Raw genomic sequence first — 26,871 nt, forward strand, 5'->3', positions numbered from 1 at the left:
AATCTACACTGCGCCTGTTTTGCACAGGGCACTGCGGGCTGCCTGACGGGTTGCTGACACAACAAATAGACAAGATTTTTTCGCAGGCAGCGCCCTATACTGGCACCTTGAGATCAGGATGATCCTTGCAGTCAACGAGGTGAAATCATGTCGATCGGTAGCTCTTGCACTCTGCTGGCCTCATCTGGCAGTTGGCCGTCTGCTTTCTTCGCTTGCCCGTTGCCTGCCGTGCCAACACACCCGGGTGACTGAGCATGCTGAAAAAAATCCCTGTCGCTGAGCTTGCCCTTGGCATGCACATCCATAAAATCTGTCGCCGCTGGACCAACGATCCATTCTGGATAGGCTTGGTCGAAGTCATGCTTGATGACGTCGAGGTGCTCAAGCGCATCCAGCAATCGGGCACCCGGGAAGTCTGGATCGAAACCGGCAAAAGCCGTGTACTGGCACCCCAAACAGCACCAGCACCCTCCATACATGACACCGCACCAGCCAGTCTGGACAAGGAAGTCCTGCGCGCCCGGGCCATTTGCGGTAGAGCCAGAAACGCCGTCATGGCCATGTTTACCGAAGCCCGCATGGGCCAGGCGATGGATGTCGACAACGTGCAGTTGCTGGTGGAAGAAATCTCCAGTTCGATCCTGCGCCACCCGCATGCGCTGATCAGCCTGTCACGCTTGAAAACGTCCGACGAGTACACCTACATGCATTCGGTGGCGGTCTGCGCGCTGATGGTTGCGCTCGCCAGACGCATGGGCCTGCCTGATGATCAGGTGCGCGAAGCGGGTGTGGCCGGGCTGATGCACGATGTCGGCAAAATGATGATTGCTCCGCAAGTGCTCAATAAACCGGGCCGCCTCACCCATGATGAATTCGAGATCATGAAGGCTCACCCGGAACTGGGTCTGAAAATCCTCAAGGAAAATCAGCCCGTGGCGGCGACGGTAATGGATGTCTGCCTGCATCATCATGAGAAGGTCGACGGCTCGGGCTACCCCCACGGCCTGAAAGGCGACCAGATCAGCATCTTTGCGCGCATGGGCGCAGTCTGCGATGTGTATGACGCCATTACTTCCGACCGCCCCTACAAAAAGGGCTGGGGCGTTGCCCATTCGATTCGCGAGATGGCTTCATGGAAAGGCCATTTTGATGATGTGGTGTTTCAAAGCTTCGTCAAGACCGTGGGCATATACCCGACCGGTACGCTGGTGCGTCTGGAAAGCGGGCGTCTCGGCGTTGTGGTCGAGCAAAGTGATGCATCGCTGTTGAAACCGAGGGTGAAGGTCTTCATGTCGGCACGGACCGGCAAGACGTTCGCCGCGCAGATCATCGATCTGGGCAGTTTTGCCGACCCGGACGTGATCGTCAAAATCGAAACGCCGACCGACTGGGGGCTGGAAGAGGTTGATACGCTGTGGGCGGGCAGCCCGGCCTGATCAGTTGATGAGTCGCCCTGCTGGCTAACCCAGCAAGCCCAGTACCTTCGCCCTCGCCACCGCCTGGGTACGCCGCTCGACGCCCAGTTTGCTGTTGATGTGGCTGGCGTGAGTCTTGACGGTATGTAGGGAAATGAACAGTTGCTCGCTGATCTCTTGGTTGGAACAGCCCTGTGCAATCAAATGCAGTACGCCCAGCTCACGCACACTCAGGCAGTCGCTGCCATGCGCAGGTTCGAGTGTCGGCGTGCAGGAGGCCGGGAGTTCTTCCAGCAAGGCCTCGCGAACCTTGCAGGACGGCAGTTGCAGCAGCTGCTCATGCAGCCATTGGGAGTGCTCGCCCAGTAGCGTTTTGAAGGGAATAAGAGCCCCTCCGGCCGCTGACTGCAGGCTGCGCAGCAACAGCTCTCGCGCTTCGTCGCGACGCGTCTGGCTCAGCAGCAGACCTATCTGCTGAGTCATCGCGATAAGCCCGAGCAGTGGCGCGCCCACCTCCTGGGCATGCCGCTCCAGCGCCTGCAAACGTTGCTCGCTGGCAACATCATCACCCTGCAGTCGATCCAGCACCGCACGCTGCAATTCGATGTGTTGTGGCAGTTGCGGATGACACTCGGGGGCCGCAGCGCCCGGCTCGCCGTTGTAGGCCTGAGTCAGGCGCAACAACCAGGCTTCGGCGAGGTCCATGCGCCCTTGCAGCAGCCACAATTCGCATTTCACCAGAGTCACCATCGCCAGATAGTAGATCGGTGGCACATCCCAGATGTGCATCAAACGTTCGACCTCGGCAAGTTCGGCGAAAGCTTCGGCAAACCGACCGGCGCAGCCCTCCATGGTGGCAATCACGCAGTGGCCGATCAGCACACTGATGTCGCGACAGGCGCGCGCTTCGGCCAGCCCGGCCAGCAATAAAACCCGCCCTTGGTCCACTTGCAGGCGCAGGGTCAGCAAATAGCCTTCATACAGCGTCAGGCGCGCGCGAACTGCGTACAAGCGCACGGTGGACAACCCTTTGAGGCGCTGCTGCCCCCGGCGTACTTCATCAAGCGCACGCAGAATTTCGCCTCGAGCCTGCAAGACCCTGGCGCGATCGTAATGCGCCAGCGCTTCGAACAGTGGATTGGCAACCCGCTGTGCCAGCTCCAGCGCATCACGATTCAACACGCGGGCGCGCCACAGATCACCATTGGCAACCGCAAGGTTGGCCAGCGTCGACAGGCAGACAAGCCGCTGTCCATAGCGTTTTTCCGGCAAGGTCAGCAGGGCTTCAGTGCAATAGCGTTCACTGTCTCCACGGCCACGCGCGATGATGCCGCTGAGCGCCAGCCACTGGGCGAGCATGGATTTTTGCGCAGTCGCCGAGGGCGCTGGCAGGAACCGGCTCAATTGATTGGCCAGCTCCTCGGCAGCGTCCAGCTGGCAGGCCAGCCCCAGCGCCCAGGCGTAGAGCACAATCAAACGTGGCGTGCTGGTCAACAGATCATCCGGCAAGTCCATCTTCCAGCGCAGCAACATGCCGACATTCTGCTCGGCCAGCAATTGCTCTTCAGAGAGGCTCTGTACCAGGTTGGCGGCCACATCCAGATGCCCGGCGCGCAATGCCTGTTCCACCGCTTCATCCAGCTGGCCCTGAGTGCTGAACCAGCGACAGGCGTTAAGGTGCAACCGGGTCGGTTGCGCGCCGTCAGCCTGACGCGCGCGCAACAGATCGGAAAACAGATGATGATAGCGAAACCAGTGGCCCTGCTCGTCCAGCGGCACCAAAAAGACCTGATGCGCCTGTAGATAACGGATCATCTCGACGCTGTCATGGCTGTCACGCGCGGCGTCGCACAGCCCGACGCAAAAACGCTCAAGACACGCAGTGTCATAAAGAAACGCCTGAACATCGGCCGACAGGCAGTCGATCACCTCTTCAAGCAGGTACTCGCGAATCAGCACCTCACTACCGCGCAGCGCCTGCGACAAAGCGCTTTCATCACCCGCTTCAGACGCTGCCAGCAACCAGAATCGCAACCCGGCCACCCAGCCTTCGCTACGCTGAATCAGGTTTTGCAGCACCTCACTGTCGAGCGAGCTGCTATGGCGATCCAGCACTGCCATTGATTCTGCGTGCGTCAGGCGCAGATCCTGCTCGTTGATTTCAAGCAACTGGCGCGTCAGACGCAGGCGTGCCAGGTGCCAGTCCGGGCGCTGTCGGCTGGTCACCATGACCACCAGCCCAACCGGCAAATGATTGAGAAAAAACTGCAGGCAGCGGTCAAGCACCGGGCCTTGGGCCAGATGATAATCATCCAGCACCAACAGCAGCGGTTTGCTCAGCATCAGGTGCATGGCCAGTTCGTCGAGCAGACCGTCGAGCCATTCCTCGAACGCGAACGGCTGATGGCGCTGACGCATTTTCAACAGGCTCATTGCCTGCGTGCCCAGTTGCGGGAAAAACTGCTGCAGGCTGCCCAGCAAACGCTCCAGAAAACGACCCGGGTCGCTGTCCCGCGCGCTCAGCCCCAGCCATACGTTCTGCCATTTGTCCGGCAAGCCCTGACAGAACTCGACGGCCAGCGAACTCTTGCCAAACCCGGCCGGGGCGCATACCAGCAGCAGCCTGCCGCTCAGCCCGTCCTCGAGGCGTTGGCACAGGCGGGAACGAGGGACGTAACCCTCAGGGAGTGGCGGGCGAAAAAATCGCCCCTCCAACGCAGGAATCGCGCTGTCTGCGAACCCTTGCATTCGGGACAGATCAGTCATGGCCGGCTCGTGTGAAAATCGTTGTTGCGGCATAGCGGTGTTCGGAGACTAGCGGGTAAATCGCCTCTTTTGAAAGGTCATCACGGAAAAGACTGTAACAAAATTCCTACAGCTTATAAGACCATGTCCTCTACGTGAAAAGCCCCGTTAAAGGGGCTTTTCAAGCACATGACCAAGACATTGATTTACAGCGTGTATCGGTCAGGTATCAACGAACCCCTTCCTGACGCAGCGCGTTGGGGGTGAAGTCGCTGGTGCCGGCAGTGAAGCCGAACTCATACGCCCTCTTCTCTTCGTTTTTCATGCCCAGTGCCACGTAGCGACCGGATTGCAGGTCGTACAGGGTTTCAATCGCGTACCAAGGCACTTGTTTGTCGTAGTAGTTTTCCGAGTGTGCCTCGGCAACGCGCCACAGCTGGCCACGGCCGTCATAGTGGTCGATAACGGCGGCCTGCCAGGTGTCTTCGTCGATGAAGAAGTCACGCTTGGCGTAGATATGACGCTGACCTTCCTTGAGGGTGGCGGTCACGTGCCAGACGCGACGCAGCTCATAGCGGGTCAGGTCCTGGTTGATATGGCCAGCCTTGATGATGTCAGCGTACTTGAGCGTCGGATCGTCCAGCTTGTGGCTGTTGGAGGCGATGTACATTTCCTGCTTGCCGATCAGTTTCCAGTCATAGCGATCAGGCGCACCGTTGTACATGTCCAGGTTGTCGGAAGTACGCAGACCATCCGACGCAGTGCCCGGCCCGTCATACGAAACCTGCGGCGCACGCCTTACACGGCGCTGACCGGCGTTATACAGCCATGCCGAGCGCGGTTCGGCGACCTGATCCAGGGTTTCATGCACCAGCAGCACACCGCCCGCCAGACGGGCTGGCGCGGTCACCTCCTGTTTGAAGTAGAACAGGATGTTGCCCGGGTTTTTCGGATCGAAATCCCTCATCTTGTCGCGAAACACGAATTGATCAGAGAAATACACCAGGCTGTACGAGCCATTGGGCTGTGGCGTCGCCTGGGTAACCAGACGCTTGACGCTGCCGCCCCGGTAACGGGTGATGTGGTTCCAGATAACCTCGACGCCACTGGTCGGGATCGGAAACGGGATGGCCGTATCGAAGTTTTCCAGACCGCTGCCGCCACCGACCAGTTTGGTGGTCGTCGCGTTCTTTTTGATGGCGGCCAACACTTCATCCGGCACGGTGGCACCGCGATGGGTCGGGTAGACCGGAATCCGGTAGCTGTCCGGATGACGTTTGAACATCGCGTACTGGCCCGGTGCGAGTTTGTCCTTGTACTGCTCTACATTGGCCGCGGTGATGGTAAACAACGGCTTTTCGCTGGCATACGGGTTGGCGAGGAACCCTTTGCTGTCCACCGCTCCGGCATTTTTCGGCAGCGGGCTCCAGGCAGGGATGGTGTTGGCCGCATTGCCAGCCTTTTCAGCGCCCATCGGCGTCAGCGAGGTACCCAGCTTTGCCGCGTCGGAGGCGGAGACCGCCGCCATCACGCTGGTCGCCAGCAACGACATGCCCAAAACCCCGGCTTGCAACAGACTTTTTGTTATTTTCATATTCATCGTCATCCTGAAAACCATGTTCTTAGAAGTTCATGCCAAAGCTGAGCGCCACGAAATCCCGGTCATCAACTGTGGTGTACTTGCCATCAAAGAAGTTGGTGTAGGAAAGGTTCGCGGTGTAGGTGTTCTGGTACTCGGCATCGAGCCCCAGGCTGACGGCCTTGCGTCCCTCTTCGAAGTTGCCGCCAGGGCCCGGCGAATAGCCTTTGACGTCGTGCGACCAGGCCACGCTCGGCTTGAGGTTGACCCCGGCAAACACACTGTTGTAATCCCAGATGGCACGGGCGCGGTAGCCCCAGGAGTTGGCCGTGGTAAAGCCGTCGTCTTCGCAATAACGGGTCAGGTTATTCTGCTCGGCACCGGTCAGAGTGCCTGCGTTGAGCGTCGCGCATTGGCCGCCAGGCAGCGGGCCAGGACCGTACACAGGGTCACGGCCGTAGCGGATTTTGGAAGTGCTTTCCAGGCCACCCACGTGGGTCCAGCCCACTTCACCGACCACGGTCAGACGCTCTGCGCCCATGACCTGGTCGAAGAACTGGGTGAACGTGGTTTGCAACTGAGTGATTTCCTTGCGGCGATAACCGGGCTGATCAGTATTGGGCTGCCCGCTCAGCAGCGAAACGTTGGGGTTGAGCGGCGAAATACCCGAATACAGGATGTCGGTGGTGTTGACCTGAATAGGTGCATTCGGACGGTAGCTGATCTCGCCGCTCCACGCGGTGCCGGTAGGCAAGGTGGTCGAGAAGCTCAGACCGTACAGACGGATGTCTTCTGGGTATTCGACGTAGTAACTGGAGTTGCCTGCCACAACAACCGGCAGTAGCGTGGGTGCGAGTCGCGTCGCCGTTGCTGCCGGTATACCGTTACGGACCAGCGAGCCAACAAGACCTTGCGGACTGAACGAAGCAGCCGAGCCGCCGCGTCCGCTGAAGATCGGCGCACGGCTGTGGTAATTCATCATGTAGGCACCGAACTCGGTATCCAGCGGCTCGAAGTTGTAACGCAAGGCAAAGCCGAACTGGCCACTGTCACGCGCATCGCGGTCAGGCCCACGGCGCACCACAGCGCCTTCATCCGGGTTACCGAACACTACGCCCTGCTGCGACAACGAGTTGAACACAGCGCCGCGTGCGCCTGCTGGCAAACCGGCAGCCGTCAGCGAACTGTTCAGGCCGCTGCGGCTGCGCAATACCGCGAGGTTGTTGTTGCAGCCATCGGCGATCACGTCCGGCTGCGAGAAGAAGGTGCCGCAGTTGTCGACGACAGTCTGGTCCCATTCAAGCTGGTAGAAGCCCTCGGCAGACAGGTTGTCGGTCAGGCTTTGCGACAGGTAGAACATGTTGACCGGGATCAGGCCTTCCTTGATTTCAGAGCCTGGACGCCGAAAGGCCGAGACATCGACCGGGTTGACGCTGTTGATGCCCCCCTGAATGAAAGTGCTTTCACCCCAACTGATAACCTGCTTGCCGAAGCGCACCGCACCCGGCTGATCGGCAATCGAATAGTTGTGGTAGACAAACGCATCCAGCAACTGAAACCCGGACGACTTGGCGCCCTCTTTGCGGCCCGAGTCGCTGATGTCCTTGAACTCGCGGTTTTCGTCCTTGAGCTCAAAGTCGTACCAGTATTTGCCACGCAGGAACACGCCGGTATCGCCGTACTTGAGTTCCAGGTCATGGATGCCCTTGAAGATCTTCGAAAACGTCTCCCCACGTTTGAAGTTCAAGTGGCCGTCATCGGAGGTCTGCGACAGACCACGCCCGCCATTGTTGGCACCGATCAGGTTTTTATTGGGGTTTGCAGTCGACCAGCTGGCACCTACCGACAGCGATGAGTCGAAACTGCCTTCGATCTCACCGACGTTGAAGGTCACGCCAAAGGCCGGGCCGGCGAGCGAGGAAGCAAGGCTGACGGCCAGAGGCAGCCTGGCCCGATGCCAGAATGGGGGTGTGCTTGTCATCGACGCTACTCCTTGTGTTTTATTGTTATGGCAGTGGGAAAATCCAAAAACGACTCTGTCTTCGAATCACTACACACAGCCAGCTCCGCTCTTGCTCATTCCCTGTGCTGACTATAGCCAGCACGCCCTGACGCTAGATCCCTCTAAAGTGTGATTTGCAGGACCAACGCCTCTGGCCCGCCCGTTTCCGGAAGGCCGCTAAAAAACCTGTGGCAGGGAGAATGGATTAAATTGGAAATTTGGCAAGTCGCAGAACAGGACCTGCGACGCAGACACTTGCCGCGCCCGACGGGCGCGGCAAGCAGACGGTGTCAGAGCGTGGAAAGGAACGTGCTGTTGCTGTTCTGCCATTCCACAATGTCCAGACGCATGCGCTTCTTGTCTAGCTTGCCGACGCTGGTCTTGGGAATTTCAGTAACAAGCGCGATCTGGCTGGGAATTGCCCACTTGTTGATGTGACCTTGCTCGACGAACGGTTTGAGATGCTCCTTCAAGCCCTTGGCATCAAGCTGATGGCCGTCGCGAATCACCAGCAAGGCAAAAGGCCGCTCACCCCATTGCGGGTCGGCGATACCGACCACAGCTACTTCGCGCACAGCAGGATGCCGGCTGCACAGGTCTTCAAGCTCCAGCGAGGAAATCCATTCGCCACCGGTCTTGATCACATCCTTGATGCGGTCGCGAATATCGATGAAGCCCATACCGTCCAGCGTTGCCACATCGCCAGTGTGCAGCCAGCCGCCCGCCCACAATTCAGCACCTTTCTCAGGCTCGCGGAAATAGCTTTCGGTCAGCCAGGGCGCACGCAGGACCAGCTCACCCTGGGTTTCGCCATCGGCCGGAAGGAAGTTGCCTTGCTGATCGACGATGGCTGCTTCTACCAGCATGCCAGGCACACCGGCCTTGATGCGGTAGGTAATCTGCTCGTCTTCGCTGCTGGCCTTCAGTTCGTCGTTGATGTGCGCGACAGAAATCAGTGGCCCGGTTTCAGACATGCCATACGCGGCGCTGAGCTGGATGCCTCTGGCCTTGGCAGCCTGATACAGGCTGCGGTTCAGCGAGCTGCCGCCAATGATGATTTTCCAGCCGCCAAAGTCCGCATCCTGAGCAGACTTGGCGTTGAGCAGCATCTGCAGGATGGTCGGCACGCAATGGGAGAAGGTCACTTTCTCCTTGCGCCAAAGCTCTACCAGCAATTCGGGCTCATAGCGGCCGGGATACACTTGTTTCAGGCCCAGCATGGTCGCCACATAGGGAACGCCCCAGGCATGCACATGGAACATCGGTGTGATCGGCATGTAGACGTCATCGTTGCCCAGCTGCCGCGGACTTTCGACGCATCCCAGGATGGCCGCCACACCCATGGTGTGCAGTACCAACTGGCGATGGGTGAAATAGACGCCTTTGGGGTTGCCCGTGGTGCCTGTGGTGTAAAACGTGGTCGCGACCGAGTTCTCGTCGAAATCCTCGAAAGCGTACTCGGGGCTGGCTGCCGCCAGCAGGGTCTCGTACTCGCCGACGAGGTTTGGCAGGTCGGCGGTCTTGTCGGGCAGGTCCGTCAGCAACAGGGTCTTTTCAACGGTGGTCAAATGTCCGGACATCGCCTGATACAGGCCCGTGAAGTCGCTGTTTATCAATACGAGCCGGTCATCGGCATGATTGATGGTGTAGGCGATCTGCTCGGGCGATAGCCGCACGTTGACGGTGTGGATCACTGCACCAATCATCGGGATCGCGAACATGCATTCCAGATAGCGATGGCTGTCCCAGTCCATGACCGCCACGGTGTCGCCAGCTTTCACGCCTGCCGCCGTGAGAACGTTGGCCAGGCGGCAGATGCGCTCGTTGAGGGTCGGGTAGGTATAGCGAACGGAGTCGCGGTAAATAATTTCACGCGTCTTTTCATAACGACTGCCGGACGACAGCAGGCGCTTGATCAACAGAGGGTACTGGTAAGCGCCATCGGCGGGCGCAAGAACGCGAGTCTGTAACATATGAGTCACCCTTCAAAGTCCACAGGCGGAGCTGGAAATATGGACTCTAGAGCCCTCGCCTACCAGTGAAATCAGTAAAAGGGATGTTTTTTCGAAGCGCCTCTCGCTTTCTGCAAGAGGCACTCATACTCGGTATACGCTCGGCAAAAGCGTTGTTGAATGCAGGCTTCAGTGCACTTCAGTGAACGCCAGTTTGATACCCAGCGCGACCAGCACTCCGCCCATGGCCCGATCGAACCAGTGGCCCATGCGCGCAAAACCCGCGCGTACCCGAGCCTGGCTGAACAGCCGCGCCACCAGGCAGAACCACGCGGCCGTCGCCACTGCGAGGTAGACCCCATAGCCGCCCTGCACCAGCAGCGGCGTGTGCGGATTAATCACTACGGTGAACAGCGATAGGAAAAACAGCGTTGCCTTGGGGTTAAGGCCGTTGGTGACGAAACCGCTGATGTAGGCACTCTTTGCTGTGCGCTCGCCCGGGATTGCCTTGATAGCGGCATCGCCCGTCGCAGCCGCCGGCCTGGCGCGCAGGGCCTTGATACCGATGTACAGCAGGTATGCAGCTGCCGCCCATTTCAGCGCGTTGAACAGCACGATGGACTGGGAAACGATAATCCCGATACCCAGCAGCGAATAGCCCACATGGAGAAAGATAGCCGAGCCGACACCAAGCGCTGACCAGGTACCAGCCTTACGACCATGCGTGACGCTTTCACGCACCACCACCGCGAAGTCCGGACCGGGGCTGGCGACGGCCAGCAGGTGGATCAGCGCAACGGTAAGAAATTCTGCCCAATACATGTGGGACCTCCTGGAGGATTGACTTCAGACCCGGCAGATTACGCTGTCTGATGTCTGCGCAACAGTTACTGGCAACGATCACCTCAACTATCGTGCGGCGCTCCGCGTCGCATGCCTTTCTGGACGCTCTGCGTCCTCTTGACGACGCAGAGCGTCGTGAACTGCATTCCCACGCTGGAGCGTGCGGAACGATCATCTCAACTATCGTACGATCATCTCGATTATCGTGCGACGCTCCGCGTCGCATGCCGTTCCGGACGCTCCGCGTCCTCCTGACCCATATCCTGTTAGACTGCGCGCTTTTTCAGGAGCCATTCCATGGACCCGCGCAGTGAAGTGTTACTCCGTCAGGCCGAGCTGTTTCAGGGCTCGCTGTTGCTGGTCGGGCTGCCCGCCGATGACCTGCTCGGAAAACTGCCGGACGCGCGTGGATGGTGCTGGCATGCCGGTGACCAGGCCGCGCTGGATGCGCGGTTCGAGGGCCGTGTGGATTTCGGCGTTGAAGCGCCAGAGGCCGCCTTCGAAGCCGCCGTGCTGTTCCTGCCCAAAGCCCGCGACCTGACAGACTACCTGCTCAACGCCCTGGCTTCCCGCCTGGCCGGGCGCGAGTTGTTTCTGGTCGGCGAGAAACGTGGCGGTATCGAAGCGGCTGCAAAGCAACTGAGCCCCTTCGGCCGCGCGCGCAAGCTCGACAGTGCCCGCCACTGCCAGCTCTGGCAGGTCACTGTCGAGAACGCACCACAAGCCGTTACGCTGGAAAGCCTCGCCAGGCCCTACCAGATCGAGCTGCAGGACGGCCCGCTCACAGTCGTCAGCCTGCCCGGCGTTTTCAGCCATGGCCGACTTGATCGTGGTTCGGCGCTTTTGCTGGAAAACATCGACAAGCTGCCGAGCGGCAACCTGCTCGACTTCGGCTGTGGTGCCGGCGTACTCGGTGCAGCGGTCAAGCGTCGCTACCCGCACAACGACGTCATCATGCTGGACGTGGATGCGTTCGCAACCGCAAGTTCGCGCCTGACCCTCGCCGCCAATGGCCTGCAAGCCCAGGTGCTGACCGGTGACGGAATCGACGCAGCGCCAATGGGTTTGAACACGATTCTCAGCAACCCGCCGTTCCATGTGGGGGTTAATACCGACTACATGGCAACGGAAAACCTGCTGAGAAAAGCACGCCAACATCTTAAATCAGGCGGTGAACTACGCCTTGTCGCGAATAACTTTCTGCGTTATCAGCCACTGATCGAAGAGCATGTCGGGCAATGTGAAGTCAGGGCTCAGGGCAGCGGTTTTAAAATCTACAGCGCCAAACGCTCCTGAAATAAGCACTTGCCGAAACGTTTTTGCGGAGGCAGAATCCGCTCCGTCCTAGGGGAGTAGTCTCCCACGAGCGCCATGCTCGTCCGGCACGTATCAACATACTTGGTCCTCAGACCATGGTACGTGCGACCCGGAATCCGCTCAGACGGATCGGTGGTTTGACAAGACCTATGACACGAACACCTTACCCGGGGCGGGGAGGTCGTACGTGTCATAGCCGTGTCGACCCGCCCCTTAGGAAACCTGATGCTGGAATCATTCTTAATCCCTACCGCTGTGGTTGCGCTCGCCGAAATCGGTGACAAGACGCAATTGCTCGCACTCATTCTCGCCGCACGCTTTCGCAAACCCTGGCCGATCATTGCGGGCATTGTCGCCGCAACGCTGGCCAACCATGCGGCAGCAGGCGCTGTAGGTGCATGGTTCAGCAGCTTCCTGTCAGACGCAGTGCTGCACTGGATCCTCGCGGCCAGCTTTACGGCGACGGCGCTGTGGACACTGGTTCCAGACAAGATGGACGATGACGAAGCCAGCACGGCACGTAAATTCGGCCCGTTCATGACTACGTTGATCACCTTCTTCATCGCCGAAATCGGTGACAAGACGCAGATCGCCACGGTGATGCTGGCGGCGCAGTATTCCTACCTGTGGCTGGTGATTCTCGGCACCACGGTGGGCATGCTGCTGGCCAACGTGCCGGTGGTGCTGGCGGGCAATTTTGCCGCCGAGAAATTGCCATTGACCCTGATTCGCCGCCTGGCTGCCTGTGCGTTTTTCGTGCTGGCACTGGTGGCGGTGTACAAGGCAATGCAGGTCAGCGGCTGGGTGTGATGCATTCCCGTGGCGTTGCAAGACGCGCAACGCCACGGGTGTTTCAGCCGATCAGGATTTGGGGGCTGCCTGATACAGCGGCATCACTTTGGGAATCGCGGCCTGCAGCGAAGCAATGCGACTCTGCGATGCCGGGTGAGTACTCATGAACTCTGGCTGCGAACCCCCGGAGTTCTGAGTCATTTTCTGCCACAGGGTAATGGCCGCATTCGGGTTGTAACCCGCACGCGCAGCCAGCTCCAGGCCAATCAGGTCGGCTTCGTTTTCGTTACTGCGGCTATTGGGCAGTGTCAGGCTGTAATTGACCACAGTGTCGGCCAACGCCAGGCTGTCTTGCCCAAGCCCCAGAAAGGCACCCGCCCCCTGTTTGGCCATCGCCACACCGTAAGCCTTGGACATCGCCTCACGCCCGTGCTCACGCAAGGCATGGGCGATCTCGTGTCCCATGACCGCAGCGATTTCATCGTCGCTCAGCTTGAGGGTGTCGATCAGACCGGTGTAAACGAAGATCTTGCCGCCCGGACCACAGTTGGCGTTCAGTTCGTCACTTTTAATCAGATTGACTTCCCACTGCCATTGAGCCGAATCAGGACGCAGTTTCGGGGCCTGGGCGATCAGCCGATCAGCGATTGCGTGAACACGTTTGGCGTTGGCGCTGGTGGTATCCAGCACACCTTTGCTGGTCGCTTCGCCGACGGTCTGCTGATAAGACTGGGCGTACATTTTGTTGACTTCATCGGTGGAGAGCATGCTGAACATGTACTGCTTGCGCTCCACACCAACCGAGTCACCACTGGTGGTATTGACTGCCTGACACCCGCCGAGCAGCAACGCAGCGCTCAAGGCACAGAGGGCAAATGACTGACGCATGGTGAATCTCCTTGTTTGTGAAACGGCCATTGCGGGACAGATCTCTGCGCCAGATGCCGGCCAACTGGCATCTTGGTCTTTGAGAGAGGTGGATGGTTCCCGCACGTATGTCCAGTTTGTATCAGATGCGCTTCAAGGCGGATATCGGATTTGTCTGATTCATCGGTCTTATCCCTGCCCGTCTAACTCAATGGCGTCAGACATTCAGGTGCATTGAGCTTCGGATCGTTGACCAGATTGGCCAGTGGTCGCTCTCGCAATGCGGTCTGCGGAGCTGCCAGCAACGCTTGCAGGGTCGGCAGCGGTGTGTTGGCAGCCAGCCAGGCTTTCTGGCCGCTGGCATCCAGAATCAGCGGGCGACGCTGAGTCGCAGCCGCCTGCGTGACCACCGCCACGCTCAGGTACGTATGCCCCTGCACCGGATAGGCTTCCCAGATGGCGGCGAAAAACAGCGCGGCGCCCTCCCCCGGCGTCAGCCAGAACGGACGCTTGCGCAGTGTGCCGCGCCACTCGTAAAAGCCGTTGGCGGGCAGCAGGCAGCGGCGATGGGTAAAGGCATCACGAAACATGGGTTGCTCGGCCACGGTTTCGGCGCGTGCATGGGCGGGTGTTTTCGACAGATCGGTGAGCCAGGCCGGGGTCAAACCCCAGCGCGCACGCACCAGTTCGATACCGCCCTCGTTTTCGGCGGCACGCATGATCAACACCCAGTCGGCTGGCGAAATGTTCCATTGCGCCTGCTGATCGGCGGGAAAACCGGGCAAGGCGGCAAATGCGGGGGTCCAGCGAAACAGGGCGAAGCGTCCACACATGGGGGCTAATCAGACTCTATTGAAGGTGCTCAGCACACCAGTACATCGGGGAAGTCGTCCGGCTCATCGCCAGACAAGGGCGAAGCGCTATTGTACGCAGTGATCAGCTCGCGTGCCCGTTCGACCTGTGCATCGTCGACCTTGAGCGCCAGAAGCCCCAGCCCCGGCAGCTCGCCCATCGCACCGAGCAGGTCGCGACCGGCCAGATGCGCCTCGATGCCTTCGCTGGCGAGCATCGCCAGCAGCAACTCGGCCTCCATGAGGTTCTCGGGCTCCTAGATCTTTCGCATCACTCGTTCTCGCTGCGAACATCCAGGTTCCAGTCTTCGCCGTCGGTCTGCAGATCGAAAATGATCGGGCGGCAACAGACCGGACAGTCTTCAATGTACTGTTGATCGCCACCGGACAGGTCCAGTACGGCCTCGACAGGTTCGCCGCAATAAGGGCAGTCGTAACTCTGTAATTCCTGCATCACGGTCTCCGGGATCAGTTATGCGTATAATTGCCCCATTCTTCAGAAGGCTGTTTTAACAAGTACGTCTTCTTTTTACCCTATCCGATTCCAACAAGAGAGCATGATGGGCGAATTTGATGCCATCCGACCGTACAACGATGCAGAAGTCCCCGCCGTCTTGGCACGCCTGCTGAGCGACAAAGCCTTTCTCGCAATTCTGACCCGATTCCGTTTTCCCCGCCTGGCGGGCGCATTCGGCTGGCTGCTGCAGCCGACCCTGGCGCGCAAGCTGCGTCGCGAGTTTGCCGGTATCGACTCGGTCGCCACGCTGCAGGACAAAGTCGAATATTACGTCGACCACACCATCGAGCGCGCTACGGACGGAGTCACCTACACGGGCGTCGAGCAGCTCAAGTCCGGTTGTGCCTATCTGTTTCTGGCCAACCACCGCGATATCGTCATGGACCCGGCGTTCGTCAACTATGCCGTGTACCACGCAGGCCTGCCAACTCCGCGCATTGCCATTGGCGACAACCTGCTGCAGAAGCCGTTTGTCAGCGATCTGATGCGCCTGAACAAGAGCTTCATCGTGCACCGTTCGATTATCGGGCGGCGCGAGAAAATGGCGGCTTACCAATTGCTGTCGGCGTATATCAACCACTCGATCACCAAGGATTGCCAGTCCATCTGGATCGCCCAGGCCGAAGGCCGTGCGAAGGATGGTGACGACCGCACCGAGTCGGCGATCCTCAAGATGTTTCACATGAGCCGCAAGGATGAACCGTTTGGCGACGTGATTCGCTCTCTGAACCTGATCCCGGTTTCGATCAGCTATGAGTACGATCCGTGCGACAGCGCCAAAGCGCGCGAGCTGTACATTCGTGCGACCACCGGCTCATACACCAAGACGCCGGGCGAAGACGACGTGAGCATTGCATTGGGCATCACTGGCTATAAAGGTCGCGTGCATGTGAACTTCGCGCCGCCGATCACCGAGCACTTTGAGGACACCAAGCAGCTGGCTATCGAAATGGACCGGCAGATTCTAGGCGGCTATCGTCTGTTCCCGGTGAATTACCTGGCGTACGCGCAATGGAGCGACGCCGACCCGAGCCTCGACGTACCGCCAGCGTCCGCAGTGTTTGCGGCCGACGAACTCGAACGCGCCAAAGATGAATGGGAAGGCCGCCTGGCAGGCGTGCCGACCGAGCATCGCCCTTACCTGATTCAGCAGTACGCGACACCGGTACGCAACCAATATCGGGTCAAGGCCGGGTTGGCGCTTTAAGAACAGGAACGTCTATCGTGCCCATGCTCCGCATGGGTACGCCGTTCTGGACGCTCGTCAGCGCGCCGTGACGCAGAGCGTCACCCAAGGCATTCCTACGCTGGAGCGTGAGGAACGATAGGTGCACGGGAGAGCACGTATCATGTCCGTGCTCCGCATATTCATGCAGCCCCCGAAACATCCTGCATGACAATTCGCTGCCGCTGTCACCCAAGCGTAACGTGACACCCTCATTGTGTGGCTCCTCGAGAAACGGACTTCCCTCTTTTTGGAGCTTGTCATGCTGCACGCAAAAAATCAGGATCGCCTTTACCTCATCGCCCAGAGCGATGAACAGCAGGAGTTGATCGACGGTCTGGCCTTCAACGTTCAGGACCGCCACTGGCTGGTCTATTGTGCACTGGGCGGGCACGTTCATCATGACCTGCCGGATATGGATCAGAACACCGGTTTCAGTTTTCTGGATTTTTATCAGCAGGCAGCTTGAGCCCTACCTCAGGGCACACATCAGAAAGCAAAAAGCCCGCCCCGTTCAAAAAAGGCCGGGCTTTTTTATCACTTTGCCGCTATCACAGGATGATGGGGTCGAGTTTTTTTTACCAGCGACCAGCCTCTTGCTCAAGGACCTCTTCAGCGATACCTCCGAAAAAATTCCGGGTAATGCTGAAAAACTGACTTAAGTTCGCCCCCACAGGGATGAGATCAATCCCCGCCAGACAATGCAGACTCATATTTTGATTAACATGCTCTTCAAAAAGAGCTTCCAGCTCATCCCACCAGGATTGTCGCAAGCCTTGGAGATAAGGGCTGTTAAGGTTCAGCAGGCCGATGGTGTATTCAGCTCGGTCAACTTCCTCCGGTGACAACCCGTCAGCAGGCACTACACGGCCGTCAGACAAATAGGCGAAGAAGCGCGAACAGTCGGGCATGTGACACGAAACGAAGCGAGCCATGTCGACCCCTTTCGACTTACCTGACGCGTGCCCACCAAATACCTCAGCGCCCTGTATTTTCAATACCTCCAGATCGCTCTGACTGTCCAGCGCGCAGGCAGCGAGGTTGTTGTAGTCAAAAGTACGCTGAGGGTTTTGGCTCTTGTTTTCGACGTGCTCTATATGGAAACTCAGGCCAACCCGGTCAGGTCGAATTTCGCTATAACAACATAATCCGTACTGCTCCTCCAAAAGACAGCCCAGTACCTGAGCCTTGTAGCCAAAACTACTCCACCGGCTTGTGGAAGTGTCGCTGGTAGCAGGTGGGCTGCGATGTGAACGCGCCAACTGATAAGGTCCTCCTCCCCGCTTGTGCACTGACCTCATCCCCTCAATGCCTTCTGCCGCTTTATGCTGCGCTGCAGTTGAGGGTGTTGTTCAGTGAGAGCCTCCGTTATCTGCTGCATCAGCAAGATCGCCTGTGGTTCGTCATAGCGACCTTTGTCCACCCATTCCGTGAGTTGTAGCAGGCCCGGCTTTTCATCCACCGGAGGCTGCGGATCGACCTGCATCACGCTTCGCAGCACACTGTTGCTCGGTTCACCGTAGGTCATGGCAAGGGGCCGGGATGCAATCAAACGCCCTTGGGCATCTTTACCGATCACCCGAATATTTTCGCGTCGGACTGTACTCAACACCTGCGGACTGTGGGTGGTGACAATAAACTGCATGGCGGGAAAAGCCGCACGTAATGAACCGACTATCGTCTGTTGCCAGAAGGGATGCAGAAACATATCCACTTCATCAATCAAGGCGATACCTGGCGTTTGCAAGGGCGCCCTCTCGCCGAGGTGCGGGTTGAGTTTGCAGGCACGAAAAGCGAGGTCCGCAACCATGGCGATAGTGTTACGCAGCCCATCGCTAAGCATTTCGACAGGTAAAACCCCCTGGTCCGGATGATGCATAACCAGTTGCTGTTGATGACTGGCACTGTATTCCAGTCTGTGCCACCCCGTAGGAGCCTTTATCAACCTGTCGATGGCTTCTTTGACAGCTGAGATGATTTTCTCAAAGCGCTGCCCGGCATCAGACATTTCTTCATCGCGCTCCAGAGCTATCAACTGAGCTTCACGATAGCTGCGGTACATCCAGATGTACCATGCGGTGAAGGTCTTGAAACTGGATGAATAAGACAGGCAATTTAGGTATGCGGACGTTCTGGAGTACTCACTTTTATCGAGTGTTGTCTGAGCCGCCGCCGAACTGAAGCGTCCCTCGAACCATAGCCTGGAAGTGCCAAGGTAACTCACCATTGGCAGAGTGACATGTGCATCGCTTCGCACACGGTCCTGAAGCGACTTACCGTACGAAGTCAGTGCTTTCGATCCAGCATCGCCAATAGTGTTAGTGGACTTTTTCAGGCTGACGCGCTGCTGCACCCAGCTACTTTCAACGGCGCTTTCCCACCAGACGCCCTTTGCCTCGATAACGCTGGGTACCTGCGACTCCATATTGCCACTGCCGAATTGGGCCAGTCGCACATCTTCAATCTGAATAGTGGCGGACTTTCCTGTCTGACCGCCAAGATCAAAACCCTTGACGAAAGGCCACAGCGCAACTCGAGCGGCATCAAGAATAGTGGTTTTTCCGCCTCCGTTGGAGGCAATAAGTATGGTCAGATGCGGATCGAAGTCGATCTCGAATTCACCGAAGCAGCGATAGTTCTGCATTCGCAGTGTGTCGAGCCTCACAATATTTTCTCCGGTTTCGTCATCTGGCCAAGCATATGGAAAACACCTTCCGTTGCAGTTGGGACAGCATACTAAATGCAAACCATAAAAAGGCGACACAAAGAGCGTAGCCATGAGTTTCGTACCTGGTGGCAACCCCGCTTCCATCCAGCCTGCGCTTGCCAAGACGCAACCCCCGGAAAAATAAAAGCCCGGCCCCTTCAACAAGGGCCGGGCTTTTTGTCTAGCACTGAAGCTTACTGCGCCAGGGTCGAACCGATGGTCGGGTCCTGGAAGACGCGGGTCAGTGCATCGCTCAACACGTCACTCACCAGCTTGGTGTTGGTTTCCTGGTTCGGAGCCATGCCGAAACGCTGATCCAGCGATGCTGCGTAACGGCCACTGTAGCTGCGACCGTTATTGCGTACGTCAGCGCGGAATGTCGAGCTGATGGTGGCTTCAGTCACGTACAGACCTTCTTTGGGCGACTGGTACTTCAAGTCTGCCAGGGTCACGGTCAACTGCGGAGCGTTGCCACCCTGAGTCGGCGTAAAGCCCAACAGGCGTACTGCCGCCTCGGCCTGAGCCTGGAGCTTGGGAACGATATCCGCACCGTTGACGCTGATGGCGCTGGTTTCCGGGTACATGCCGCCACGCGTGCCCAGCGTCGGGCCAGGACGGCCGTCGACTACGCGCACCACCACAGGCTGACCACGTCCTACGGCCGCAAGCTGTGCGTTGAGCTTGGGAGTGGGGCTGAGTTGTTGCGGACTGTGGGCACAGCCCACCAGGGTCAAACTGCTTACAGCAAGCAAACCGAACAAAATGCGACGCAGCATGCTCATTTCTCCATGGGCCAGACACTGAATGTGCCGCAGTATAGCGGCCAGCAACAGCCGCTAACCAGAGGGCGCTGACCGTTAAGCCTCGGACATTCGGCACGTCTCGGGGTTCAGGCAGCAGCTCAGGCAATGATTCGTGCAGCGCAATGTAATCAGGGCGTCACATCCAGTCGGCAGACTCGCCCTCATCGCACAGACGCTCATCCACGTCACAGGAGCTGCGCCATGAATCTGTTCCGGTCTTTGTTCACCACACGCCACCAGCATCGCCATTACGCACGCATTGATCAGACGGGCATCTGCCGCGCATTCAAGCATTGTGCGCAACGCCCGTCTGGCGTCGAATGGGTGGAAGTGAACGAGCAACGACTTGCCTGGCTGAACCAGCCACTGCCCGCCAGCGCCCGAGTGGCGCAGCGTAGCGCGCGTTCAACGCGCGGCCAGCTGCTCACCGCCTGACCCGATAGCGAATAAAAGTCATTTAAAGCGATCAATTCCTGCCATTTCATCGCTATAATCTCCCCCCGATTATAAGGACGTCTCCTGATCGGGCCTCGCAGCATTGCTAATCGTCGTATTAGCGCCTTCGTACTGCCCACAGAGAGCCGCCCACACAGGTCATGTGCGCACGAGTGTGCTCGATGAAAGGTGAAGAATGCTCGAATCGTATCGAACCTTTCTCGCCCGCCAGCGCCTCACTCTTGGTGCCCCTGACCTGCCAGCGCTGTCATCGCAGCCATTTTGAGGTTTGGTTCACGTTCCCAAAAGGACGTGAAAAACGGGTTTCACTACTTCACAAGAGTGTGGCGAGCAAATGAATAGGTACGCGTTTGTAAATGCACCATCAGCCTCTGAACCGGCTCTCTTGAACAGGACTGACCGCGACTGCGCCTCCATGACCGGAGCCTGACGCCACCGACAGGAGCCCATCGGGCGATGGGCTCCCTGACGATGGTCGAATGGCCTTGCGGGCCTGGAAATGCGTTCATGAAACATTGATGAACCATGACCGGGCCTGACCGGGACCTGCGCTTTAGATGCGGAAAATTGCGAAGAATCGGTCAGGCGATCCTGGCCAGGAAAGCGAGGGCACCCTTTTGATCCAGACCCCGAACACCTGGCAACCAGCCTCAGGATCGTATGCCGTCAATTTGGTGCTGCAGATTTTGGAGACGCGTTAATGGCGCATAACGAAGCAGTCGACGTAGTACTGGTCGGAGCGGGCATCATGAGTGCCACTCTGGCGGTATTGCTCAAGGAGCTCGGCCCCGGCCTCAAGCTGGAAGTCGTTGAGCTGATGGACTCCGGTGCTGCGGAGAGTTCCAACCCGTGGAACAACGCCGGTACCGGCCACGCTGGTCTTTGCGAGCTGAACTACACGCCGCCTGCGGCTGATGGCTCCATCGACATCAAGAAAGCGGTGCACATCAACACCCAGTTCGAAGTCTCGAAACAGTTCTGGGCTTACCTGGCGCGCAAAGGCACCTTCGGTTCAGCCCGTTCCTTCATCAATCCGGTCCCGCACCTGAGCTTTGTGCAAGGCGAAAACGGTATCTCGTTCCTCAAGACCCGTTTTGAAGCCATGAGCAAGCATCACGCCTTCTCGTCGATGGAATACACCGAAGACAAGGCAAAGCTGGCCGAGTGGATGCCGCTGATGATGCCTGGGCGGCCTGCTGATGAAAGAATTGCCGCAACACGCATGATGAACGGCACCGACGTCAATTTTGGCGCACTGACCAATCAACTGCTCAGCCATCTGTCCAGCGCTCCGGGCACGCAGATCAAGTACCGCAGCCGGGTCACCAACCTGACCCGCAACGGCGCAGGCTGGACCGTGAGCGTCAAGGACGTGAATGGCGGCGGCACACGTGAGATAGATGCCAAATTCGTATTCCTCGGTGCAGGTGGCGCAGCATTGCCGCTGTTGCAACTGTCGGGCATCGAAGAGAGCAAGGGTTTTGGTGGCTTCCCGGTGAGCGGCCAGTGGCTGCGTTGCGACAACCCGGAAGTGGTCAAACACCATCAGGCCAAGGTCTACAGCCAGGCAGCCGTGGGTTCGCCGCCCATGTCGGTGCCGCACCTGGACACCCGCGTAGTCGACGGTAAGAAGTCCCTGCTGTTCGGACCGTATGCCGGCTTCACCACCAAGTTCCTCAAGCACGGTTCGTTTCTGGACCTGCCGCTATCGGTACGCGTCGCCAACATCAAACCGATGCTGGCAGTGGCCCGTGACAACATGGACCTGACCAAGTACCTGGTCAGCGAAGTGATGCAATCGATGGAGCAACGCCTGGAATCGCTGCGCCGCTTCTATCCGGAAGCGAAAGCCGAAGACTGGCGTCTCGAAATTGCCGGTCAACGGGTGCAGATCATCAAGAAAGATGCAAAAAAAGGCGGCGTGCTGCAATTTGGTACCGAGCTGGTGTCCGCAAAGGACGGCTCACTGGCCGCCCTGCTGGGTGCTTCGCCGGGGGCTTCTGTCACCGTGTCGATCATGCTGGAACTGCTGGAACGCTGCTTCCCGGAGAAAACCCGCACCGAGTGGGCTGCCAAACTCGACGAGATTTTCCCGGCTCGGGAAAAGATCCTCGAAACCGACGCGCAGTTGTATAACCGCGTCAGCGCCCAGAATGACGAGGCGCTGGAACTGGTCGAGAAAAGCAGTCAGGAACAGAGTTTCGCCTGAGCTGATTGCGGTGTCATGAAAGCCCTGCGCATCTGACACGCTGTATAAACAAAAAGCCCCGTGGCTCTGCCGAGTCACGGGGCTTTTTGTTGCGAATGTCAGTCAGAGGCTTTTGGACAATACAGCGATGTGCTCCGGACCAATTCCGCAGCAGCCGCCGATGTGCGTGGCACCGCGCGTTACCCAGTCCGCCGCCCACTGTTGATAACCCTGCGGGTCAAGGTCTTCGCGCAGCTCATCCAGACCGTCGTTGGCCTTGGCGTCCTTGGGTTGCGGCGGGAAAGCGTTGGCGTAGGCACCAATGGCAATGTCGACGTTCAGGGCTTTGAACACCTCACGCGCCGCATCGATTGCACCGCCGATCACCTCTGGCTGGCTGCAATTGAACAGCAGCGTCGCCACGCCCATCCCGGCGGCAGCCTTTGCCGCGTCGGCAACGGGCTCGCCTGAACGCAAACGCGGCACCTCATCGGTGTCTTCATCCTGAAGGGTAAACGACAACCAGAACGGTTTGCCGTCATTGGGCAGCCCGGCGCGGATGGTTTGCGCTTCAAGAATGCAGCTTTGCGTCTCCGCCAGCCACAGATCGACATACGGCGACAAGCCGGCCACCAGCGGCCTCAGGACATCGGCGGCCAGCTCCGGCTTGTACAGGTCAGGGCGATAGGAGCCGAACAATGGCGGAATGGAACCTGCCACCTGTGCACGCCCGCCGAAAGCGTCGGCCGTTTCACGCGCCAGTCGCCCGGCCAGCGCTGCCAGCGCCTGACCTTCACGGGCAAAGCGCTCTTCACCAATATGGAAAGGCACGACGGCATAGCTGTTACTGGTGATGACCTGAGCGCCACTTTCGATGTAAGCGGCGTGTACCGCACTGACGGCCTCAGGTGCCTCGCTCAATGCCAGAGCCGACCATTCAGGCTGGCGAAACGGGGCACCGCGGCGCTGCAGTTCACGGCCCATGCCGCCATCAAGAATTACAGTTGTGCCTTGCGTCATATGTGATCTGCTTATATGTATATGAAAAAAACTCATTATGAGTCAGTCTTGTATAACGTATTTAATACGGCCCTTTAATCAAACTACAAACACTTTTTTCAGGGGATATCTGTGAATTATCGCGCTCTGCTGGGCATTGGCCTGGTTACTCTGGCTGCCTCCACTCAAGCCCTGGCCGGTGCCACGCTGGATCGCGTGCAGAAAAACAAAGAGCTGGTCAACGTCCTCATGGAAAGTTACCCGCCCTTTTCTTTCCTGAATGACAAGAACGAACTGGACGGTTTCGACGTGGATGTCGCCAAGGCTGTGGCGCAGAAACTGGGCGTCAAGTTGCGCCTCGAAACACCCTCTTGGGATGTTATCGCCGCAGGTCACTGGAGTGGCCGTTACGACATCTGCGTCTGCTCGATGACCCCGAGCAAGGCACGCGCTGAAGTCTTCAACTTCCCGGTCGAGTATTACGCATCGCCTGCGGTGATTGTGGTCAATGCCTCGGATGATCGCATTCATTCGGCCAAGGACCTGAGCGGCAAGAAAGTCGGCCTGACCAGCGCCTCGAGCTACGAAAGCTACCTGAACAAGAATCTGGTCATTGATGGCGCGGAAGACAAGCCATTGCAGTACCCGTTCGACGACGTGCAGATTGCCCCGTACGACAACGACAATGTGGCGTTTCAAGACCTGGGGCTGGGCGCTGGCAAGCGGCTGGACGCCATACTGACCAATCTGGTGACGGCAAAACCGCGTCTGGACCAGGACAAGCGCTTCAAGCTGGCGGGCGAAACGCTGTACGAAGAACCCAACTCCGTGGCCATCGAAAAGGACGACCCGGAATGGGACGCCAAGGTTCGCGAAGTGTTCGCCGAACTCAAGAAAGACGGCACGCTGAGCAAGCTGTCGCAAAAGTGGATCGGTGCTGATATCAGCAAATGACTTCTTTCCAGCCCCAGCGCCCACCCGAGCAGGCTGATCAAGGCCTGCTCAAGCGAGTTTTCGGTTTCCGTACGCGGCTGTACCTGACCTGGCTGGTCATGTTCGCGCTGTTCGCCGGCTTCTTTCTGAGTTTCGACCTGAAGCTTGCGATCATCCTCGACAAACTGCCCAACCTGATCGGCCTGCACCTGGCTCCCAACGGTTTCCTGCAAGGCGCTGCGCTGACGCTTTTTGTGTCGCTGTGTTCGATTGTGGTTTCAGTGCTGCTGGGTTTTGTCACCGCGTTGGCGAGGCTGTCCAGTAGTGCCGTGGCGTTCGGCATCGCCAGCTTTTATGCGTCGTTCTTTCGCGGCACGCCGCTGCTGATCCAGATTCTGCTGATCTATCTCGGCTTGCCGCAACTGGGCATCGTGCCCGGCGCCATCACGGCGGGCGTCATCGCGTTGTCGCTCAACTACGGGGCTTACCTGAGCGAGATTTTTCGCGCAGGAATCATCGGCGTCGCAGCAGGACAGCGAGAAGCCGCACTGGCCCTGGCGTTGCGCCCTGCGCAGATATTCTGGCGCGTCACCCTGCCCCAGGCCATGCGCACGATCATTCCGCCGACCACCAACCAGTTCATCTCCATGCTCAAGGATTCGTCACTGATTTCAGTGATGGGCGTCTGGGAGGTGATGTTCCTGGCCCAGTCGTATGGCCGCTCCAGCTACCGATACATCGAAATGCTGACCACCGCAGCGGTGCTGTACTGGATCATGTCGATCGGCCTGGAGCTGTTGCAGTCCAGGCTGGAACGGCATTACGGCAAGGCGTATCGGGCGCGCAAATAACTGCGGCTTTCGTCCTTACGCTCCGCGTGCGGTGCAGCGTAGCCGTGTGACGCAGAGCGTCACGAAATGCATGCCAACGCGGAGCATTGGCACGATAGGTGTTCTCTGGTGCGCCTCTCGTTCCTCACGCTCCGCGTGGGAATGCAGTTCCGGACGCTCTGCGTCCAGCCCTGGCAATGCGGAGCCTTGGCAGGATAGTCAACTACGGGCTTTTTCGATCAGTTCGATGTATTCATCGGCGTTGCGCTGATCCTTGATCAGGGCAATGAAGTCGTTGCCGTGCTCGTCCTTGCCATCAAAGTCGTGGCCCGCTTCCCTGAAAAAAACCAGAAAGCGCTCAAAATCGTTGATGCGCAGCCCACGGTAGGCCTTGATCAGTTTGTGCAGCGACGGCGAGGTAGCATCATATGGCTCGAAGTCGAGGAACAGTTTGATCTGCTCATCGCCGATCTCATCGCCAATCAGCTGCTTCTTATCTTTACGCATTACAGGCTCCAGCAGGTCGCAGACACTTTCACGTGCGGGCAGTTTACCCCTCGGCAAGCACAGCGCTCAACGCGCACGTGCAGAGGTAGTGTGCAGATCAGCCCAGATGTGCCCGTTGGCATAACTGAGAAACTGGCAATAGACCTTCTCGTTGCGCAGCAAGTCCACCAGCACACGGTATTGGGACAGCGGGTAATAAAGCGTCAACGTGCGCGACGGCTCATCATAGGTCGGCTTTTTAAGGCTTTTGCTATCACCGCCATCGAAGTGCACGAGCACCTGGGAGATGGACGCGCCCTTGTTCAGCGACTTGCCTTTGAGGCGCAACGACAGCGGGGAAGTGACCGGGATCGGCTGCTGGCTGGATTGCCGCTGGTTACCGGCAACGATGGTGTACTCGGTGACACGCATCAACTGTTGCTGCTCGGGCGCACCCTCACGCAGGCTCAGGTCATCAGGCGGCAGATATTGCTCATGCATCGGGCTGGCCGATACCGGCGCAGCAGGTGCAGCAACTGCCAGACCAGACAACAGCACCAACACAAAAGAGCCGGGAATCAGTAGCTTCATTGAGGGTTTCCAGATAATTGCGAATCGACGACCGCCCCTGTTCGCAGAAGCGGTCGTCAGAATGCCTTACATCCCTTTGACGGCATAGATGCCGGCAGCATTACGCCAGTAGCCTTTGTAGTCCATACCGAAACCGAAGATGTAACGGTCGATGCATGGTAGGCCTACGTAGTCGGCTTTCAGATCCGGGCGGGCCTTGCGGTCGTGGTCTTTATCGATCAGCACGGCAGTGTGCACAGCGCGGGCACCGGCGTGTTTGCAGAAGTCGATGATGGCGCCCAGGGTGTGACCTTCATCGAGGATGTCGTCGATGATCAGCACGTCACGGTCGATGAACGAGACTTCGGGTTTGGCTTTCCAGAACAGATCGCCGCCAGTGGTTTCGTTGCGATAGCGTGTTGCGTGCAGGTAGGACGCTTCCAGCGGGAAGTTCAGATGAGTCAGCAGCTTGCCAGAGAAAATCAGGCCGCCATTCATCACGCAGAACACAACCGGGTTGCGTTCGGCCAGTTCGGCATTGATCTGCGCGCCGACGCGGGCAATGGCAGCATCCACTTCGGCCTCGGTGTACAGGCAGTCGGCTTCGCGCATGATTTGACGGATATGCTCGAGATCAGCGGACATGACGCTCTCCAGGTAAGGCAGTTTGAGAAAAGCGGGCAAAGGTACGCATCCGTTCAAGCCAGAGCAAGTGATTCTGGACTAACGTTGCGTGTGTCTTGCAAAAGCCGCGAACGTCGAAGCTTCGTAACGATACTGCACGTGCTTTAAGA

At 58.3% G+C, this 26,871-nt stretch carries 25 protein-coding genes and 1 riboswitch; of the genes, 9 read left to right on the plus strand and 16 right to left on the minus strand.

Going from position 1 to position 26,871, the window contains the following annotated elements; genetic code table 11:
- Positions 1 to 254: 254 nt before the first annotated feature.
- Complete coding sequence (locus LJU29_RS21885) at positions 255 to 1,436, plus strand: cyclic di-GMP phosphodiesterase (RefSeq protein WP_054995242.1); 1,182 nt, start codon at positions 255 to 257, stop codon at positions 1,434 to 1,436.
- A 24-nt stretch (positions 1,437 to 1,460) separates the two neighbouring features.
- Here LJU29_RS21885 and LJU29_RS21890 read toward each other — a convergent pair whose 3' ends face one another.
- From LJU29_RS21890 to LJU29_RS21910, 5 genes are all read right to left on the minus strand, one after another.
- On the minus strand, positions 1,461 to 4,181 hold the full coding sequence (locus tag LJU29_RS21890; RefSeq protein ID WP_257111192.1) for a winged helix-turn-helix domain-containing protein: 2,721 nt from the start codon (positions 4,179 to 4,181) through the stop codon (positions 1,461 to 1,463).
- Between the two features lie 208 nt (positions 4,182 to 4,389).
- Entirely contained in the window at positions 4,390 to 5,754 is a 1,365-nt protein-coding gene (locus LJU29_RS21895) for a DUF1329 domain-containing protein (RefSeq protein WP_257111193.1), read from the minus strand.
- A gap of 28 nt (positions 5,755 to 5,782) precedes the next feature.
- Positions 5,783 to 7,720 (minus strand): DUF1302 domain-containing protein, encoded by a 1,938-nt coding sequence (locus LJU29_RS21900; protein ID WP_005752994.1) that lies wholly within the window; start codon positions 7,718 to 7,720, stop codon positions 5,783 to 5,785.
- Positions 7,721 to 8,031: 311 nt separating this feature from the next.
- The gene (locus LJU29_RS21905) at positions 8,032 to 9,714 is read right to left on the minus strand and encodes a fatty acid--CoA ligase (protein WP_054995244.1); all 1,683 of its coding nucleotides are present in this window, start codon (positions 9,712 to 9,714) and stop codon (positions 8,032 to 8,034) included.
- A 168-nt stretch (positions 9,715 to 9,882) separates the two neighbouring features.
- Positions 9,883 to 10,515 carry a LysE family translocator gene (locus tag LJU29_RS21910; protein ID WP_002552186.1) on the minus strand — a complete coding sequence of 211 codons (633 nt, stop codon included), beginning with the start codon at positions 10,513 to 10,515 and terminating at the stop codon, positions 9,883 to 9,885.
- Positions 10,516 to 10,833: 318 nt separating this feature from the next.
- Between LJU29_RS21910 and LJU29_RS21915 the strand changes: the two genes are divergently transcribed.
- Both LJU29_RS21915 and LJU29_RS21920 read left to right on the plus strand, forming a co-directional pair.
- Positions 10,834 to 11,832 carry a methyltransferase gene (locus tag LJU29_RS21915; protein ID WP_257111194.1) on the plus strand — a complete coding sequence of 333 codons (999 nt, stop codon included), beginning with the start codon at positions 10,834 to 10,836 and terminating at the stop codon, positions 11,830 to 11,832.
- Between the two features lie 38 nt (positions 11,833 to 11,870).
- Positions 11,871 to 12,009, plus strand: a riboswitch (yybP-ykoY riboswitch).
- Between the two features lie 69 nt (positions 12,010 to 12,078).
- The gene (locus tag LJU29_RS21920) at positions 12,079 to 12,663 is read left to right on the plus strand and encodes a TMEM165/GDT1 family protein (RefSeq protein WP_002552184.1); all 585 of its coding nucleotides are present in this window, start codon (positions 12,079 to 12,081) and stop codon (positions 12,661 to 12,663) included.
- A gap of 51 nt (positions 12,664 to 12,714) precedes the next feature.
- Here LJU29_RS21920 and LJU29_RS21925 read toward each other — a convergent pair whose 3' ends face one another.
- From LJU29_RS21925 to LJU29_RS21940, 4 genes are all read right to left on the minus strand, one after another.
- The gene (locus LJU29_RS21925; protein ID WP_004663924.1) at positions 12,715 to 13,533 is read right to left on the minus strand and encodes a M48 family metallopeptidase; all 819 of its coding nucleotides are present in this window, start codon (positions 13,531 to 13,533) and stop codon (positions 12,715 to 12,717) included.
- Positions 13,534 to 13,715: 182 nt separating this feature from the next.
- A complete protein-coding gene (locus LJU29_RS21930; protein ID WP_054995247.1) occupies positions 13,716 to 14,345 on the minus strand; it encodes an SOS response-associated peptidase in 630 nt (209 codons plus the stop codon).
- Positions 14,346 to 14,374: 29 nt separating this feature from the next.
- Positions 14,375 to 14,605 carry a putative signal transducing protein gene (locus tag LJU29_RS21935; protein WP_257111195.1) on the minus strand — a complete coding sequence of 77 codons (231 nt, stop codon included), beginning with the start codon at positions 14,603 to 14,605 and terminating at the stop codon, positions 14,375 to 14,377.
- Between the two features lie 29 nt (positions 14,606 to 14,634).
- Positions 14,635 to 14,817 (minus strand): CPXCG motif-containing cysteine-rich protein, encoded by a 183-nt coding sequence (locus LJU29_RS21940; protein ID WP_002552181.1) that lies wholly within the window; start codon positions 14,815 to 14,817, stop codon positions 14,635 to 14,637.
- Between the two features lie 106 nt (positions 14,818 to 14,923).
- Between LJU29_RS21940 and LJU29_RS21945 the strand changes: the two genes are divergently transcribed.
- Positions 14,924 to 16,087 (plus strand): 1-acyl-sn-glycerol-3-phosphate acyltransferase, encoded by a 1,164-nt coding sequence (locus LJU29_RS21945; protein ID WP_044321474.1) that lies wholly within the window; start codon positions 14,924 to 14,926, stop codon positions 16,085 to 16,087.
- A gap of 280 nt (positions 16,088 to 16,367) precedes the next feature.
- Positions 16,368 to 16,574, plus strand: a complete 207-nt coding sequence (locus tag LJU29_RS21950; RefSeq protein WP_002552179.1) for a hypothetical protein — start codon at positions 16,368 to 16,370, stop codon at positions 16,572 to 16,574.
- Between the two features lie 109 nt (positions 16,575 to 16,683).
- On the opposite strand, the gene LJU29_RS21955 is transcribed toward LJU29_RS21950, so the two are convergent.
- The 3 genes from LJU29_RS21955 to LJU29_RS21965 all read right to left on the minus strand — a co-directional run bounded on the left by LJU29_RS21955 (position 16,684) and on the right by LJU29_RS21965 (position 19,588).
- Positions 16,684 to 17,367, minus strand: a complete 684-nt coding sequence (locus tag LJU29_RS21955; RefSeq protein ID WP_223886626.1) for a retron system putative HNH endonuclease — start codon at positions 17,365 to 17,367, stop codon at positions 16,684 to 16,686.
- Between the two features lie 35 nt (positions 17,368 to 17,402).
- Entirely contained in the window at positions 17,403 to 18,770 is a 1,368-nt protein-coding gene (locus LJU29_RS21960) for an AAA family ATPase (RefSeq protein ID WP_306459405.1), read from the minus strand.
- 236 nt (positions 18,771 to 19,006) lie between these two features.
- Positions 19,007 to 19,588, minus strand: coding sequence for a YajG family lipoprotein (locus LJU29_RS21965; RefSeq protein WP_002552178.1), 582 nt, complete (start codon positions 19,586 to 19,588; stop codon positions 19,007 to 19,009).
- Positions 19,589 to 19,816: 228 nt separating this feature from the next.
- Here LJU29_RS21965 and LJU29_RS21970 point away from each other — a divergent pair, with 228 nt between their 5' ends.
- The gene (locus LJU29_RS21970) at positions 19,817 to 20,050 is read left to right on the plus strand and encodes a hypothetical protein (protein ID WP_004659896.1); all 234 of its coding nucleotides are present in this window, start codon (positions 19,817 to 19,819) and stop codon (positions 20,048 to 20,050) included.
- Positions 20,051 to 20,771: 721 nt separating this feature from the next.
- Positions 20,772 to 22,280, plus strand: coding sequence for a malate dehydrogenase (quinone) (mqo, locus tag LJU29_RS21975; protein ID WP_057424166.1), 1,509 nt, complete (start codon positions 20,772 to 20,774; stop codon positions 22,278 to 22,280).
- A 102-nt stretch (positions 22,281 to 22,382) separates the two neighbouring features.
- Here mqo and LJU29_RS21980 read toward each other — a convergent pair whose 3' ends face one another.
- Positions 22,383 to 23,279: a homocysteine S-methyltransferase family protein gene (locus LJU29_RS21980; RefSeq protein ID WP_057432333.1), complete on the minus strand. Its 897-nt coding sequence runs from the start codon at positions 23,277 to 23,279 to the stop codon at positions 22,383 to 22,385.
- Positions 23,280 to 23,390: 111 nt separating this feature from the next.
- On the opposite strand from LJU29_RS21980, the gene LJU29_RS21985 reads away from it, so the two are divergent.
- Together LJU29_RS21985 and LJU29_RS21990 are read left to right on the plus strand one after the other, a co-directional pair.
- A complete protein-coding gene (locus LJU29_RS21985; protein WP_002552174.1) occupies positions 23,391 to 24,212 on the plus strand; it encodes an ABC transporter substrate-binding protein in 822 nt (273 codons plus the stop codon).
- Positions 24,209 to 25,042: an amino acid ABC transporter permease gene (locus LJU29_RS21990; RefSeq protein WP_057424167.1), complete on the plus strand. Its 834-nt coding sequence runs from the start codon at positions 24,209 to 24,211 to the stop codon at positions 25,040 to 25,042. The genes LJU29_RS21985 and LJU29_RS21990 overlap by 4 nt, the downstream gene beginning before the upstream one ends.
- A gap of 198 nt (positions 25,043 to 25,240) precedes the next feature.
- On the opposite strand, the gene LJU29_RS21995 is transcribed toward LJU29_RS21990, so the two are convergent.
- From LJU29_RS21995 to LJU29_RS22005, 3 genes are all read right to left on the minus strand, one after another.
- The gene (locus tag LJU29_RS21995) at positions 25,241 to 25,528 is read right to left on the minus strand and encodes a PA4642 family protein (protein ID WP_002552173.1); all 288 of its coding nucleotides are present in this window, start codon (positions 25,526 to 25,528) and stop codon (positions 25,241 to 25,243) included.
- Positions 25,529 to 25,594: 66 nt separating this feature from the next.
- The gene (locus LJU29_RS22000; protein WP_122389874.1) at positions 25,595 to 26,098 is read right to left on the minus strand and encodes a hypothetical protein; all 504 of its coding nucleotides are present in this window, start codon (positions 26,096 to 26,098) and stop codon (positions 25,595 to 25,597) included.
- Between the two features lie 66 nt (positions 26,099 to 26,164).
- Entirely contained in the window at positions 26,165 to 26,722 is a 558-nt protein-coding gene (locus tag LJU29_RS22005; protein ID WP_002552171.1) for a hypoxanthine-guanine phosphoribosyltransferase, read from the minus strand.
- Positions 26,723 to 26,871 lie beyond the last annotated feature (149 nt).

The sequence above is a fragment of the Pseudomonas ficuserectae genome (assembly GCF_024584585.1).
Taxonomy (GTDB): Bacteria; Pseudomonadota; Gammaproteobacteria; order Pseudomonadales; family Pseudomonadaceae; genus Aquipseudomonas; species Aquipseudomonas amygdali.

Coding starts and splice junctions, on each gene's coding strand:
- LJU29_RS21885 (WP_054995242.1), top strand. CDS start 255: ATGCTGAAAAAAATCCCTGTCGCTGAGCTTGCCCTTGGCATGCACATC.
- LJU29_RS21890 (WP_257111192.1), bottom strand. CDS start 4,181: ATGACTGATCTGTCCCGAATGCAAGGGTTCGCAGACAGCGCGATTCCT.
- LJU29_RS21895 (WP_257111193.1), bottom strand. CDS start 5,754: ATGAAAATAACAAAAAGTCTGTTGCAAGCCGGGGTTTTGGGCATGTCG.
- LJU29_RS21900 (WP_005752994.1), bottom strand. CDS start 7,720: ATGACAAGCACACCCCCATTCTGGCATCGGGCCAGGCTGCCTCTGGCC.
- LJU29_RS21905 (WP_054995244.1), bottom strand. CDS start 9,714: ATGTTACAGACTCGCGTTCTTGCGCCCGCCGATGGCGCTTACCAGTAC.
- LJU29_RS21910 (WP_002552186.1), bottom strand. CDS start 10,515: ATGTATTGGGCAGAATTTCTTACCGTTGCGCTGATCCACCTGCTGGCC.
- LJU29_RS21915 (WP_257111194.1), top strand. CDS start 10,834: ATGGACCCGCGCAGTGAAGTGTTACTCCGTCAGGCCGAGCTGTTTCAG.
- LJU29_RS21920 (WP_002552184.1), top strand. CDS start 12,079: ATGCTGGAATCATTCTTAATCCCTACCGCTGTGGTTGCGCTCGCCGAA.
- LJU29_RS21925 (WP_004663924.1), bottom strand. CDS start 13,533: ATGCGTCAGTCATTTGCCCTCTGTGCCTTGAGCGCTGCGTTGCTGCTC.
- LJU29_RS21930 (WP_054995247.1), bottom strand. CDS start 14,345: ATGTGTGGACGCTTCGCCCTGTTTCGCTGGACCCCCGCATTTGCCGCC.
- LJU29_RS21935 (WP_257111195.1), bottom strand. CDS start 14,605: ATGGAGGCCGAGTTGCTGCTGGCGATGCTCGCCAGCGAAGGCATCGAG.
- LJU29_RS21940 (WP_002552181.1), bottom strand. CDS start 14,817: ATGCAGGAATTACAGAGTTACGACTGCCCTTATTGCGGCGAACCTGTC.
- LJU29_RS21945 (WP_044321474.1), top strand. CDS start 14,924: ATGGGCGAATTTGATGCCATCCGACCGTACAACGATGCAGAAGTCCCC.
- LJU29_RS21950 (WP_002552179.1), top strand. CDS start 16,368: ATGCTGCACGCAAAAAATCAGGATCGCCTTTACCTCATCGCCCAGAGC.
- LJU29_RS21965 (WP_002552178.1), bottom strand. CDS start 19,588: ATGCTGCGTCGCATTTTGTTCGGTTTGCTTGCTGTAAGCAGTTTGACC.
- LJU29_RS21970 (WP_004659896.1), top strand. CDS start 19,817: ATGAATCTGTTCCGGTCTTTGTTCACCACACGCCACCAGCATCGCCAT.
- mqo (WP_057424166.1), top strand. CDS start 20,772: ATGGCGCATAACGAAGCAGTCGACGTAGTACTGGTCGGAGCGGGCATC.
- LJU29_RS21980 (WP_057432333.1), bottom strand. CDS start 23,279: ATGACGCAAGGCACAACTGTAATTCTTGATGGCGGCATGGGCCGTGAA.
- LJU29_RS21990 (WP_057424167.1), top strand. CDS start 24,209: ATGACTTCTTTCCAGCCCCAGCGCCCACCCGAGCAGGCTGATCAAGGC.
- LJU29_RS21995 (WP_002552173.1), bottom strand. CDS start 25,528: ATGCGTAAAGATAAGAAGCAGCTGATTGGCGATGAGATCGGCGATGAG.
- LJU29_RS22000 (WP_122389874.1), bottom strand. CDS start 26,098: ATGAAGCTACTGATTCCCGGCTCTTTTGTGTTGGTGCTGTTGTCTGGT.
- LJU29_RS22005 (WP_002552171.1), bottom strand. CDS start 26,722: ATGTCCGCTGATCTCGAGCATATCCGTCAAATCATGCGCGAAGCCGAC.